The sequence below is a fragment of the Pseudoalteromonas sp. S2755 genome (assembly GCF_005886535.1).
In the GTDB taxonomy this organism is placed as follows: domain Bacteria; phylum Pseudomonadota; class Gammaproteobacteria; order Enterobacterales; family Alteromonadaceae; genus Pseudoalteromonas.
Genome location: NZ_PNDS01000003.1, coordinates 1 through 11957, shown reverse-complemented (window position 1 = coordinate 11957; position 11957 = coordinate 1). Strand labels below are relative to the sequence as shown.

The following is an 11957-nucleotide window of genomic DNA, read 5'->3' as shown; positions in this document are numbered from 1 at the left end:
TTACGGTCGATTTTCTATTATTGTTTTGTCAACTTTGCGTAGTAAAACCCATCACTCAAGCCGGGTAATAGCTGCAAGCCTGGTTGTGTTTGTGTGTCTGCATCGTGCAAAGGTACAAGCGTCGCATCAGGGGTCACAGAAAGAAAGCGTGTGATCTGTTGCTGATTCTCTTGTGGCAGTACTGAGCAGGTAGCATAAACTAGTGTGCCACCGGGCTTAAGCAATGGCCAGATCTTATCAATAATTTGTGCCTGTAACGTCACCAAGTTATCAATATCAGAAGCGCGTCTTAGCCATTTGATGTCTGGGTGTCTTCTAATGACGCCAGTTGCAGAGCAAGGTACATCCAATAAGATGCGATCATATTGCTCGCCATCCCACCATGTTTCAGGGTCACTTGCATCGCCCTCAAGGCATTTGGCTGACAATCCGATCCGTTCAAGGTTTTGCTCCACACGTAGCAAGCGATCACCATCAGCGTCAATTGCAGTCACTTTGGCGTTTGCCAACTCCAAAATATGACAAGTCTTACCGCCTGGAGCAGCACAAGCATCAAGAATATTTTCACCTGCTTGTGGCGCTAATAATCTCGCGGCTTTTTGGGCGGCGGCATCTTGTACTGAGCAAGCACCAGCGGCAAATTGTGGTAGCGCATAAACGTCAATCGGGCTATCAAGCAAGATCCCGTCTGGGTATTCGCTATGAAGCTGATAGGCTATCCCTTCTTGGTCTAGCAGAGCTGCATAATCGGCAGTAGAGAATTGCGATTGGTTAACACGCAGCCACATTGGTGCTTGTTGTTGATTCGCTTCTAAAATAGCTTGCCATTGAGTTGGGTAAGCCGCTTTTAGTTGATTGATAAACCAGCCCGGGTGGTTGTATAAGCAAGCTGGGATTTCGGCTGCACTGGTTTCTAGTTCGACCTGATGACGTTGGAAGCTGCGTAAAATTGCATTAACTAAGCCTTTCATGCCGGGCGCTCTTAGTGGCGTCAATGCGTTTACCGTTTCGGCTACTGCAGCATGAGCTGGTACGCGCATATGTTGTAGTTGGTAAATACCCACATACAGCAAAAACTGGAAAACACGGCGCTTACCTTTAAGCGGTTGCTCAAGTAACTGCTGGCAATAGTGTTCAAGTGAAGGCAAATATCTCAATACGCCATAGCAAATCTGCTGTAGCAAGGCTTTGTCTTTACCGTCTAACTGGCTGGTGGCAAGTGGTAATTGAGCACTTAACGACGCGCCTTTATCGACGACTTGAAATAGGGTTTGGGCAGCGAGTGCGCGCACATTACTCACGCTTCACCAACCTTAGCACCAATTGCTACCCAGTCGGCTCGACCATTCAAAAAGTCTTGTGCAGACATGGGCTTTTTACCTTGTGGTTGTAAGGTGTGAATTTCCAATGCCTGTGTGCCACAGGCAATTACGATACCGTGTTTGTCTGCACGTAGCACATGGCCTGCATCACCTTGCTCGTCAACGACCTTCGCCTGCCAAATCTTGACGCTGTTACCCGCCATATTGGTAAAGCAAACCGGCCATGGATTAAACGCGCGGATGTTACGTTCAATTTGCGCAGCTTCCATCTGCCAGTCAATGTCGGCTTCTTCTTTGCTTAGTTTCTTAGCATAATTTGCTAGCGTATCGTTTTGCTTTTCTGGCGTGATCTCGCCCGCAGATAAGCGTGCTAGCGTATCAATAAGCGCGTCAGGGCCAAGTTCAGCAAGCTTGCTGTAGAGATCTGCACTGGTATCGGTAGCTGTAATAGGGCAGCGAGCGATGTGCAACATATCACCGGTATCTAGGCCCTCGTCCATTTGCATGATGGTCACGCCAGTTTCATTGTCGCCAGCCCAAATGGCACGCTGAATGGGTGCAGCGCCTCGCCATCGTGGTAAAATTGAGCCATGAACATTTAGACAACCTAGTCGAGGAGTATCTAAAATGGCTTTTGGTAATAATACTCCGTAGGCGACAACAACCATGACATCGGCATCAAGTGCAGCGAGTTCTGCCTGTGCTTCCGATGTTTTTAATGATTGCGGTTGTAGCACTGGCAGGTTGTGCTCTTGTGCTAACACTTTTACTTCACATGCTTTGAGCTTTTTCCCGCGTCCTGCTGGGCGGTCGGGTGGGCAGTACACTGTCACGACGTCATGATGTGATTGTATAAGAGCGTCAAGGTGGCGCGCTGCAAAATCAGGCGTGCCTGCGAAAACGATACGCAAAGGATTACTCACGAAATACCCTAAAGTCAGTTAGTTGGAGATTGGTTAAGCTTGCTTTGCAGCGAACTTAGCTTCTTTTTCAAGCTTCTTACGAATACGATCACGCTTTAGTGGTGATAGGTAATCGATAAATAGCTTACCAACTAAATGGTCTAATTCGTGTTGAATACAAACGGCAAGTAAGCCATCGGCGTCTAACTCATACGTTTCACCATGTTCGTTTGTTGCCTTCACAGTGACAGTTTCAGCGCGATCTACTTTTGCGTATGAATATGGCACAGACAAGCAACCTTCTTCACTCACAGTTGAACCATCGCGTTTGGTTATTTCTGGGTTGATTAATACGCGCGGCTCGTTGCGCTCTTCAGAAACGTCAATAACGACGATTCGCTGATGAATATCAACTTGCGTAGCCGCAAGGCCGATACCGTTTTCATCGTACATCGTTTCCAGCATGTCTTTAACTATTTGACGTACTTCGTCATTAACCTCTGCTACAGGCTGTGCAACGGTGCGTAAACGCTCGTCTGGAAACTTTAAAACTTCTAATATGGCCATGATTACCCTAAATCAATTTATCGTGTAAGCTGTTGTAAGCTAGTGTATGGTCTTATTTTAGCCATTCAAGTTCCCCTTTAACAGGTTTTGGTGGATAATAACCAAAAATAACCACAAGGAAGCCATCATGAAATATCCGATTGCTGCATTAATACTCGCTGGCTGCTCAATTTTCTCCGTGAAAGCGGACACTTTATCTGTAAAAGCAGATGCGCCGCAGCGTTATGTGGTGAAAAAAGGCGATACCTTGTGGGATATTTCAAAAATGTACTTACGTTCGCCATGGAAGTGGAAGCAGTTGTGGCAGTGGAACCCTAGTATTCAAAACCCAGATCTGATTTATCCGGGAGACAGTCTTAAGCTACTTTACGATGAAAATGGTAATCCTATGCTGGTGTTAGACAAAGGCGTGAAGAAATTGTCACCGCATACGCGTATTGTTAACCAAAAAGCATCTGCCATTCCTACCTTACCACTCCCCATCATGGAACCTTTTTTGCGTTTCGAGCAAGCACTTTCTGAGTCGGAATTTTCAGATAGTCCAATTGTACTGGGAGCCAATCGCAATATTAAAAATGCGACTCCGGGTCACCTTTTGTACGTTAAAGCTGATTTAGTCAAAGGTGGGCACTATGCCATCTATCGTCGTGGTGAAACCTACCGTACCTTAGACAGCCAACAATTACTTGGCTTGGAAGCCGTATTAGTTGGTTCTGGCCATGTGGTTGAGCAGGGGGATATCGTGGCGGGACGTCCGGCAAAGCTACAGTTGGAAGTTGCAAAGCAAGAAGTTAGAGCCGGGGATATCGTGCTACCCATATCTACCGGACAAATCTTTCCGGCACAGTTTTCTATGTCTCGCCCTGAGCAGCAAACTGTGGGCCGTATTATTGCGAGCGATAATAAGCTCAGAGAGTTTAGTACCATGAGTGTAGTCGTGCTGGATGTGGGGAGTAAAGCACAGCTAAAAGAGGGGCATGTCCTTGATATCGTGAGGCAATCACCTACAGTTATAGAAAGCCAGCACGGTCCGCGCTATATTGAAGATGCATCACGACTCGACAAACTGATCACCGAAATGGGATCTTGGTTTGGTGAGGAAAACGATGACGATAGCGTAGTTTGGCATATGCCAAAGGAAAAAGTCGGTGAGCTGATGGTCTTTAAAGTGTATGAAGACTTAAGCTACGCTATGGTTGTCGAAACTTCGGAGCCGATCCGCGTTGGTGATCATGTACAAGCACTCAAGGAAACTGCCAGTAACTAAGTGGTAAAATTTCTCCTTGAGTGAGTCAGCAAACTCAAGGAGAGAGTATGAAACAAGCTAAACTAGCTCAAGCTTTGGCATTAAGCCTGTGCCAAGGGCTGGGTATCAAAACCATCACTGCATTACTTAATCAAGTCCCCCTTGCGCAGTTATTCACATTAAGCCAAGTTGAGCTTTGTAAGCTTGGGCTGCAAGAACATGTTGCTACTAACTTAGCGAGCACAGATTGGTCTCGTATCGAGCACATACAGGCTTACTGTCAACGTCAGAAAATTTATATTGTATCTTTGTTTTCTCCTGAATACCCCGAGCAACTTAAAGAGATCTGTAACCCTCCTTTAGTACTATTTTGCCGAGGGAATATTGCGTTATTAAAGCAACCACAAATTGCGGTTGTTGGTAGTCGCAGTTCAACGCGAACTGGGCTTGGGCTTGCACATGAATTTGCACAGGGCTTAAGTCGCTCGGGGTTGGTGGTGACATCGGGTATGGCAAGAGGGATTGATGGCGCAGCGCACCAAGGTGCACTTGATGCTCAAGGAGGAACCATTGCCGTGCTAGGGACAGGTGTTGATGTTGTTTACCCCAAACGCCATCAACGGCTTTATGAAGACATCGTACAGCATGGCTTGGTAGTCAGTGAGTTTTTACCAAACACTCAAGCAAATAGTAATCACTTTCCACGGCGTAATCGCATAATCTCGGGTTTATCTTTGGGTGTTTTGTTGGTTGAAGCCGAAGTAAAAAGTGGCTCGCTGATCACCGCACGCTATGCACTGGAGCAAAACAAAGAAGTGTTTGCGATCCCAGGCTCGATTAAAAATCGATTAAGTAGCGGTTGTCATTACCTGATTAAGCAAGGGGCAAAACTCACCGAAAATATTGAGGATATTTTGGAAGAAGTGAGCTTTTTTTGTGAAAACAGTCTATATAGTATAGAAATAGGGGAGCAAAAAGAGGAGCAATGTCCCGTATTAGAAAACCTTGGCTTTGAGGTGACGACTGTAGACACTTTAACGCAAAGGACCCAGTGGCCAGTAGAGCAGGTGATTGCCAGACTATTGGACCTAGAACTCGAAGATAAAGTAGAGCGTGTACTCGACGGCTACATAAAACTCGCGAGGGGTTAAGAAGATGTTTGATATTTTAATGTATTTATTTGAGAACTATATTCACAGTGAGGCAGAAATCTTTGTCGAACAAAACGAACTCACCGATGAACTCCTTCGCGCCGGCTTTAATCAAGGCGAAATATACAAAGCGCTTGATTGGCTTGAGCAACTTGCAGATTTACAACACAGTGACGAAAACCCCTATTTAAATGCTAAACCGGACCATGCAACGCGGATTTACACCGATAGCGAATGCAATATGCTAGATGTTGAGAGCCGTGGTTTTTTAATGTTTGTGGAACAAGTCGGAGTGATTGACAGTACCACCAGAGAGATGGTGATGGATCGCTTATTCGCCTTGGATAAAACCTATATGAGCCTAGATGATTTAAAGTGGGTGATACTAATGGTGCTATTTAATGTACCGGGTAAAGAGCATGCTTATGCGCAGATGGAAGATCTGATTTTTACCGAGCCTGCATCTGTAGTTCATTAGCTCTGCTCTAGCACGATAAGTTTCTTTCGGTAAGTTGAGGTCAAAACTTCAACTTACCGCCTTTCAAATAACGCTTCTTGCTTCGTTAAAAATGCGGATATCAAGTATTCGCAGGGGGAATTTCCATCATTTCCTTGACCCTAAAAACAAGGCGATTATATTAGGCGCATACTTGCACAAGGGGGCGGTGGTAAAGCGATGAGTAAAATAGACCATGCATTATTTAATGCAGACAAACATGCATTAGAAAAAGAGTATGAAGTATGCCCAGAATGTGGCTCTGAGCTGGTAATCAAAAACAGTAAAAATGGTCCATTTATTGGCTGCGCTAGCTACCCAACTTGTGATTATATTCGCCCTTTAGCACATCATGATAGTCATGTAATTAAAGTACTAGAAGATGTGGCTTGCCCTGAATGTGGCAAAGATCTAGTGATAAAAAATGGCCGCTATGGCATGTTCATCGGCTGTACGGGGTATCCTGATTGCCACTATATTGGTCATGAAGATGCACCACCCTCGGTGGCCTTACCCGCGTGTCCAAAATGTCAAAAAGGTAATCTAATTCAGCGTAAAAATAAGTTTGGTAAACACTTTTATAGTTGTGACACGTATCCAAGTTGTAAGTATACCTTGAACGCTACGCCTGTAGAGCAGGCTTGCCCTGAGTGTCATTGGCCCGTGCTAGTGGAGAAAACCCGAGCGGGTAAAGCTGTGCTACAATGCCCGCAGAAATCATGTCAAAAGATAGTGGAAATACCGTGAGTAATGACAATAAAGCGGATGCCGTGGCAATAGAAACGCCCGAGTCAGCACTTCAAGCCGGCGAAGTGATCTGTTATCCGACGGAAGCCATTTATGGTTTAGGTTGTGATCCTGATAACCAAGATGCGGTCACTAAGTTACTAACAATCAAATCTCGACCCATAGAAAAAGGGTTAATCTTAATCGCCGACAATTATGGTCAATGTTTGCCCTACGTGGATGACAATATAATCCCGATGGATAAGCGCGCTGATATTTTTTCGTCATGGCCAGGAGCCATTACTTGGTTATTGCCGGCGAAAGTCAGTACGCCGCATTGGTTAACAGGGGGGCACGACACTATCGCTATTCGTGTTACTAGCCACCCAATTGTAAAGCAGTTGTGTCAACGCTTTGGTAAGCCGATTGTATCTACCAGTGCCAATGTAACAGGTCAAACTCCGGTTGTTTCGTTGTTGGAAGCGCGTCGCCAGTTCGGCTCACAAGTCGGCTATTATGTTGAAGGTGAGTTAGGCGGTAATACGACCCCAAGCGTCATTAAAAATGCAATGACTGGCCAAGTGATCCGAGGATAAAATGTACCATGAGTAAAATAAACCTAGATACCGTAAAAGCTTTTTTATTACAACTACAAGATAATATCTGCCAAGGCTTAGAGGCTGCCGATGGTAACGCTCAGTTTGTTGAGGATGCTTGGGAACGTGCTGAAGGTGGCGGCGGTCGCACTCGCGTGATCCGTAATGGCGATGTTATTGAGCAAGGCGGGGTAAACTATTCACATGTTTTTGGCGCTTCTATGCCAGCCTCAGCGACGGCGCACCGTCCAGAGTTAGCAGGAAGAAGTTTCCATGCCTGTGGCGTGTCTTTAGTGATCCACCCGAAGAATCCCAATATTCCAACTAGCCACGCCAATGTGCGTTTTTTCATCGCTGAGAAAGAAGGTGAAGAGCCGATTTGGTGGTTTGGTGGTGGTTTTGATTTAACCCCATTTTATCCAGTTCTTGAGGATGTGAAGCACTGGCATCAAGTTGCAAAGGATTTGTGTGCACCATTTGGTGGCGCAGTATACAGTGACTACAAAAAGTGGTGTGATGAATATTTCTATTTAAAACATCGAGATGAGACTCGGGGTGTGGGTGGGTTATTCTTTGATGACTTAAACCAATGGGGCTTTGAGAAGAGCTTTGCGTTTATGCAAGCTGTAGGCAATGGCTTCCTTGATGCTTATCTGCCTATTATTGAAAAACGCAAAGATACGCCGTATAGCGAACAGGAGCGTCAATTCCAGCTATATCGCCGAGGCCGTTACGTTGAATTTAATCTGGTCTGGGATAGAGGTACGTTGTTTGGTCTACAAACGGGTGGACGTACCGAGTCTATTTTAATGTCGATGCCACCATTGGCACGTTGGGAGTATGACTTCCAGCCCGAACCGGGGTCGAAAGAAGCTGAGCTGTATAATTACCTTACCCCAAAGAATTGGCTGGCGATGTAATAGAGTAAAAAAGGAGCCGCGGCTCCTTTTTTGCTTTTAGCGGTTCACTTAGTTTAATTTAAATCCGCGTACTTGCTCATCTAAATCTCGTGCAAGGGTGAGCAACTCTTCACTGATCTGTTTAGAGCCATGGGCATCAACTAACGAGCGCTCAGCATTATCGCTAATCGCCACTACGCTACGATTGATTTCTTCAGCGGCCAAGTTTTGTTGCTCAGTGGCATCGGCAATTTGCAGGTTTAAGGCATTAATTTCGTGCATCTGCGTCGAGATGTCTTTAAGCGCTTGGGCTACTTTCTTGACCTGCTGTGCACGATCATCTGCTTCTTCGCAAGAAGCACTCATTGCTGCCACGGTTTGCTGTGCCTCGGACTGTAGCTTATCGATAGTACGTTTGATTTCATCGGTTGAGTCGTGGGTACGTGTAGCAAGTGTTCTGACTTCGTCGGCAACAACTGCAAACCCTCTACCTGCTTCCCCTGCGCGTGCGGCTTCTATTGCTGCATTAAGCGCTAAGAGATTGGTTTGCTCCGCGATACTACTGATCACTTCGAGTACTTTACCCACTTCAAGAGTTTGTGCTTGAAGCTGAGAAACTTGTTCTGCAGCCTGCCTTACATCTTGTGCTAATTGGTTGATACTTTGCTCAGTATGATTAGCAACAGCCATGCTTTCCTCTGCGAGGTGATTGCTGCTATCAGACTTTTCTGATGCAAAGTGGGTGGTATTTTTTACTTCACTTGAAGAGCTTTCAAGCTCATTAATTGCGGCTGCAACAGAGTCCGTCCCTTGTTTTTGCTCTTGAATGGCCTGCTCGGTAGTTTCCGCTGAAGCATATATAGATTCTGCTGAGTGAATAAGTATTTTTGAAGAGTTGGATAACTGCGCAATATTGTCTTTAAAGCTATCCATCATTTTATTGAAGTTAATCGCCAAGCGTCCAAGCTCGTCATCGACTTGGTCGTCTATTCGTAATGATAAGTCTTTGTTCGTCGTTGCGAGGCGCATGGTTCGGCCCAGCGTTTTTAGTCGCACTATAAAGAGCTTCCTAAAAAGTACGCCTAAAATCACAAAGGTGGTAATAAAGATAGTAGAGAGAAGCGCAGTGCTAAACCATGTATTAGTGTGTACCGTATTATCAATATCATCCAAAGAGTAACTGATCCGCACAACACCGAGCACATCTCCTTCCTGTGCCTGATGACAACCCAAGCAGTTGGTTCCTTTATAGTCCTCCTTGGCTATCATTGGCTTTAAGTAAGTCATGATACGACTACCATCGCGCTGTTCTATAACTAAGGTTTCTTTCCCATTCAATGCATCAAACTCAGCTTCAGAGTTAGGTGCTTGATTTGCATTACCAGGACCGTAAAGCTTATTAACTTGCTCGGAGCGGATAATGTGAGCATCTTCGATATTAGGGTGATTACGAATTTTGTCACTCAAAATTTCACGGTTTGCCATGGTGCCTGTCAGCATCATAGTATTGATAGAGTCAAAGTAATTATCTGCTAGTAACCTAATGTTACTTTCAACTGTTTCTTCAGCAAGAGTCTTTTGTTGACTGCTACTACTGAGGATACTGGCAATCAAAACGAGGACACCCGTCACTGCCAGTAACGCATAAATTTTATGTTGAATAGATTTCACACGCATCGCACCTGTTCATAATTAGAACAGTAATTATGCATCTCTACTCAAGAACGGGGTTTGACCTAGCGCAAAATAGCCGTGTAATTTTAATCAACTAATACTTTAGTTTTATTCTTGATTAATCATATGTGTCGCAAGTTGAGCGAGGGACTGCCTTAATCCTTCTCTTAATAATGGATTTCCTACCTCTAAGTCTAATGCTTTATTCATACAGTGCATCCATTGATCCCGTAAATCTTGGTCGATAGGAAAGGGCATATGGCGCATTCTTAAACGTGGGTGGCCATATTTCTCTGCAAAAAGATCTGGGCCACCTAACCAACCAGAAAGAAATTCAAAAAATACCTGTCTGATCCTGTCTAATGGTTGTGGATGCATATCGTAAAGCGGCTTTGCATAGGGATCAGTTGCCATAATATCGTAAAAGCGGTTGGCAAGATCGCGGGCGCCTTGTTCTCCACCAATGATTTCATAAGGTGTTTTTTCTGGAGTGGGGGCACTATTTGTTTGTTCTACGGTTGCATCTTTATTAAAGATACGTTTAATTAACTGCTTCATAATGACTCTTTCAAGGCGCTCTTATAACGATGGACAAATACGCGGTATTCGGTAATCCGATAAAACATTCTAAATCGCCAGCAATCCATGCGCAATTCGCACAGCAATGCCAGCAGCAATTAGAATACGAGGCTATTTTGGCACCAGAAGATGCCTTTATTCAAACTGCATCGACATTTTTTGCCCAAGGTGGTTGTGGTGCGAATGTGACTTTACCTTTTAAAGAGCAGGCATTTGCCTTTGCAGATACCCTCACCGAACGAGCTAGGCTCGCTGGTGCCGTCAATACCCTAATCAAACAGCAAGATGGCAGTATTACAGGCGACAATACTGATGGTGCAGGTCTTGTACGAGATCTCGTGAAACACCAAACTAAACTTGAGGGGGCTACCGTACTATTGATTGGTGCCGGTGGTGCAGCCAAAGGCTGTATCTATCCGCTCCTTCAGGCCGGAGCAAAACGGATCGTCGTGACCAACCGTACTGAGTCAAAGGCATTGCAACTAGCAAAGCAATTTGCCTCGTATGGAGAGGTTACAGGGTGTGGCTTAAACAATACCCCCGACATCGGTTTCGATATTGTGATTAACTCCACCTCATCGAGCATCACAGGGGAGGTGCCAGACGTTAGCCCTACTGTTATTACATCCTGCTTAGTTGCCTACGATATGTTCTACAGCGACCAGCAAACAAGTTTCTTAGACTGGGTGGCGCAACACAATCAACAAACGCAATTGATAGATGGCATAGGTATGTTAGTTGAGCAGGCCGCAGAAGCGTTTTACCAATGGCGAGGGATGAGGCCTGATACGTCCGAAACATTTAGGCTTATTAGAGGGGAAATATGAACCAAGCAATACTGTTTAATGATGACATCAGTTATCAACAGGGAGAATTAACGTTTACGGCGATGGCCAGTGGTCAGCTGATCCGCTGTAAAATTGCAACCGAGCTTGAGCAGGAAGCCGCAATAGCGCACTTTGCTCAGCACCAATTCGATTATGAAATGCAGGCTGAGCAATTAATAGAGGATGAAGCGTTTAACGAGGCGGGAGAGATAAGCTTAGCTTTCCTCTAAATATTCATCTTTCAGCTCCACGTAATTTTGGGCGGACACTTTTAAAAATTGTAGTTCTTGTTCGGTGAGGGGTCTGGCTTGTTTTACCGGACTACCGACATATAAAAAACCGGACTCAAGGTTTTTATTAGGCGGGACAAGTGCACCACCACCAATAATAACGTCATCTCCTACGATGACGTTATCCATAATAATTGCACCCATACCCACAAGAATACGATTACCAAGTTTGCAACCATGCAACATGACTTTATGACCAACAGTCACATCATCACCAATAATAAGCGGGTAACCGTCAGGTACTGAAGCGCTTTTTCTTGTTAAGTGCAGTACGCTGCCGTCTTGAACATTGGTTCGTTTCCCTATCTTGATGTAGTTCACATCGCCTCTGGCTGCAACCAATGGCCAAACGCTGCTGTCTTCGCCAATTTCTATATCACCGACCAAAACGGATGATTCATCAATATAAACGCCTTGTGCCAAGCGCGGGAATTTACCTTTATAACTTCTAAGCATGTCTAGATTACTCATCTTTCGTGTCTTGTGTCACTAGTGTAGAGTGTTGAATTGTAAAACTCTAGTACGAAAAAACTGCAAAAAGATAAGTAAAAGTGTCAAAAATAAGCGTTTCGCTTCATTTTTGCTCGAACAAACGTTTTTTCGCAATTTTCTTTAAAAAAAGGGTTGCACTAAAATCGGATCGCCCTATAATGCGACCCCACTGACACGGGGCGCTACGCTG

Annotated in this window: 14 protein-coding genes; 8 read left to right on the top strand and 6 right to left on the bottom strand. The window is 44.9% G+C overall.

Features of this window, described 5'->3' with window-relative positions:
- Nucleotides 1–17: 17 nt before the first annotated feature.
- The 3 genes from rsmB to def are packed head-to-tail and all read right to left on the bottom strand — an operon-like array spanning nt 18 to nt 2791.
- The gene (rsmB, locus tag CWC03_RS00980) at nt 18–1301 is read right to left on the bottom strand and encodes a 16S rRNA (cytosine(967)-C(5))-methyltransferase RsmB (RefSeq protein WP_138580221.1); all 1284 of its coding nucleotides are present in this window, start codon (nt 1299–1301) and stop codon (nt 18–20) included.
- Entirely contained in the window at nt 1298–2245 is a 948-nt protein-coding gene (gene fmt, locus CWC03_RS00975; protein WP_138580220.1) for a methionyl-tRNA formyltransferase, read from the bottom strand. The genes rsmB and fmt overlap by 4 nt, the downstream gene beginning before the upstream one ends.
- A 33-nt stretch (nt 2246–2278) precedes the next feature.
- Entirely contained in the window at nt 2279–2791 is a 513-nt protein-coding gene (gene def, locus CWC03_RS00970; RefSeq protein ID WP_138580219.1) for a peptide deformylase, read from the bottom strand.
- A 127-nt stretch (nt 2792–2918) separates the two neighbouring features.
- On the opposite strand from def, the gene CWC03_RS00965 reads away from it, so the two are divergent.
- From CWC03_RS00965 to hemF, 6 genes are all read left to right on the top strand, one after another.
- Entirely contained in the window at nt 2919–4058 is a 1140-nt protein-coding gene (locus CWC03_RS00965; RefSeq protein WP_138580218.1) for a LysM peptidoglycan-binding domain-containing protein, read from the top strand.
- 47 nt (nt 4059–4105) lie between these two features.
- Nucleotides 4106–5188 carry a DNA-processing protein DprA gene (dprA, locus tag CWC03_RS00960; RefSeq protein ID WP_138580217.1) on the top strand — a complete coding sequence of 361 codons (1083 nt, stop codon included), beginning with the start codon at nt 4106–4108 and terminating at the stop codon, nt 5186–5188.
- Nucleotides 5189–5192: 4 nt separating this feature from the next.
- Complete coding sequence (locus CWC03_RS00955) at nt 5193–5666, top strand: DUF494 family protein (protein ID WP_138580216.1); 474 nt, start codon at nt 5193–5195, stop codon at nt 5664–5666.
- A gap of 198 nt (nt 5667–5864) precedes the next feature.
- On the top strand, nt 5865–6431 hold the full coding sequence (locus tag CWC03_RS00950) for a DNA topoisomerase family protein (protein ID WP_138580215.1): 567 nt from the start codon (nt 5865–5867) through the stop codon (nt 6429–6431).
- Nucleotides 6428–7006 carry an L-threonylcarbamoyladenylate synthase type 1 TsaC gene (gene tsaC, locus CWC03_RS00945; protein WP_138580242.1) on the top strand — a complete coding sequence of 193 codons (579 nt, stop codon included), beginning with the start codon at nt 6428–6430 and terminating at the stop codon, nt 7004–7006. Before CWC03_RS00950 ends, tsaC begins: the two co-directional genes overlap by 4 nt.
- Nucleotides 7007–7014: 8 nt before the next feature.
- The gene (hemF, locus tag CWC03_RS00940; protein ID WP_138580214.1) at nt 7015–7926 is read left to right on the top strand and encodes an oxygen-dependent coproporphyrinogen oxidase; all 912 of its coding nucleotides are present in this window, start codon (nt 7015–7017) and stop codon (nt 7924–7926) included.
- 48 nt (nt 7927–7974) lie between these two features.
- On the opposite strand, the gene CWC03_RS00935 is transcribed toward hemF, so the two are convergent.
- Nucleotides 7975–9582 (bottom strand): methyl-accepting chemotaxis protein, encoded by a 1608-nt coding sequence (locus tag CWC03_RS00935; RefSeq protein ID WP_138580213.1) that lies wholly within the window; start codon nt 9580–9582, stop codon nt 7975–7977.
- A 105-nt stretch (nt 9583–9687) separates the two neighbouring features.
- Complete coding sequence (locus CWC03_RS00930; protein ID WP_010379482.1) at nt 9688–10137, bottom strand: group II truncated hemoglobin; 450 nt, start codon at nt 10135–10137, stop codon at nt 9688–9690.
- A 29-nt stretch (nt 10138–10166) separates the two neighbouring features.
- On the opposite strand from CWC03_RS00930, the gene aroE reads away from it, so the two are divergent.
- Together aroE and CWC03_RS00920 are read left to right on the top strand one after the other, a co-directional pair.
- Entirely contained in the window at nt 10167–10985 is an 819-nt protein-coding gene (aroE, locus tag CWC03_RS00925) for a shikimate dehydrogenase (RefSeq protein ID WP_138580212.1), read from the top strand.
- On the top strand, nt 10982–11215 hold the full coding sequence (locus tag CWC03_RS00920; RefSeq protein WP_095729685.1) for a DUF1488 family protein: 234 nt from the start codon (nt 10982–10984) through the stop codon (nt 11213–11215). The genes aroE and CWC03_RS00920 overlap by 4 nt, the downstream gene beginning before the upstream one ends.
- On the opposite strand, the gene CWC03_RS00915 is transcribed toward CWC03_RS00920, so the two are convergent.
- Nucleotides 11201–11746 carry a gamma carbonic anhydrase family protein gene (locus CWC03_RS00915; protein ID WP_138580211.1) on the bottom strand — a complete coding sequence of 182 codons (546 nt, stop codon included), beginning with the start codon at nt 11744–11746 and terminating at the stop codon, nt 11201–11203. The two genes, CWC03_RS00920 and CWC03_RS00915, sit on opposite strands and share 15 nt — an antisense overlap.
- Nucleotides 11747–11957: the final 211 nt, after the last annotated feature.

Bases quoted from the DNA above. Each gene is read 5' to 3' on its own strand.
- def (WP_138580219.1), bottom strand. From the start codon at position 2,791: ATGGCCATATTAGAAGTTTTAAAGTTTCCAGACGAGCGTTTACGCACC.
- CWC03_RS00965 (WP_138580218.1), top strand. From the start codon at position 2,919: ATGAAATATCCGATTGCTGCATTAATACTCGCTGGCTGCTCAATTTTC.
- dprA (WP_138580217.1), top strand. From the start codon at position 4,106: ATGAAACAAGCTAAACTAGCTCAAGCTTTGGCATTAAGCCTGTGCCAA.
- CWC03_RS00955 (WP_138580216.1), top strand. From the start codon at position 5,193: ATGTTTGATATTTTAATGTATTTATTTGAGAACTATATTCACAGTGAG.
- CWC03_RS00950 (WP_138580215.1), top strand. From the start codon at position 5,865: ATGAGTAAAATAGACCATGCATTATTTAATGCAGACAAACATGCATTA.
- hemF (WP_138580214.1), top strand. From the start codon at position 7,015: ATGAGTAAAATAAACCTAGATACCGTAAAAGCTTTTTTATTACAACTA.
- CWC03_RS00935 (WP_138580213.1), bottom strand. From the start codon at position 9,582: ATGCGTGTGAAATCTATTCAACATAAAATTTATGCGTTACTGGCAGTG.
- CWC03_RS00930 (WP_010379482.1), bottom strand. From the start codon at position 10,137: ATGAAGCAGTTAATTAAACGTATCTTTAATAAAGATGCAACCGTAGAA.
- aroE (WP_138580212.1), top strand. From the start codon at position 10,167: ATGGACAAATACGCGGTATTCGGTAATCCGATAAAACATTCTAAATCG.
- CWC03_RS00920 (WP_095729685.1), top strand. From the start codon at position 10,982: ATGAACCAAGCAATACTGTTTAATGATGACATCAGTTATCAACAGGGA.
- CWC03_RS00915 (WP_138580211.1), bottom strand. From the start codon at position 11,746: ATGAGTAATCTAGACATGCTTAGAAGTTATAAAGGTAAATTCCCGCGC.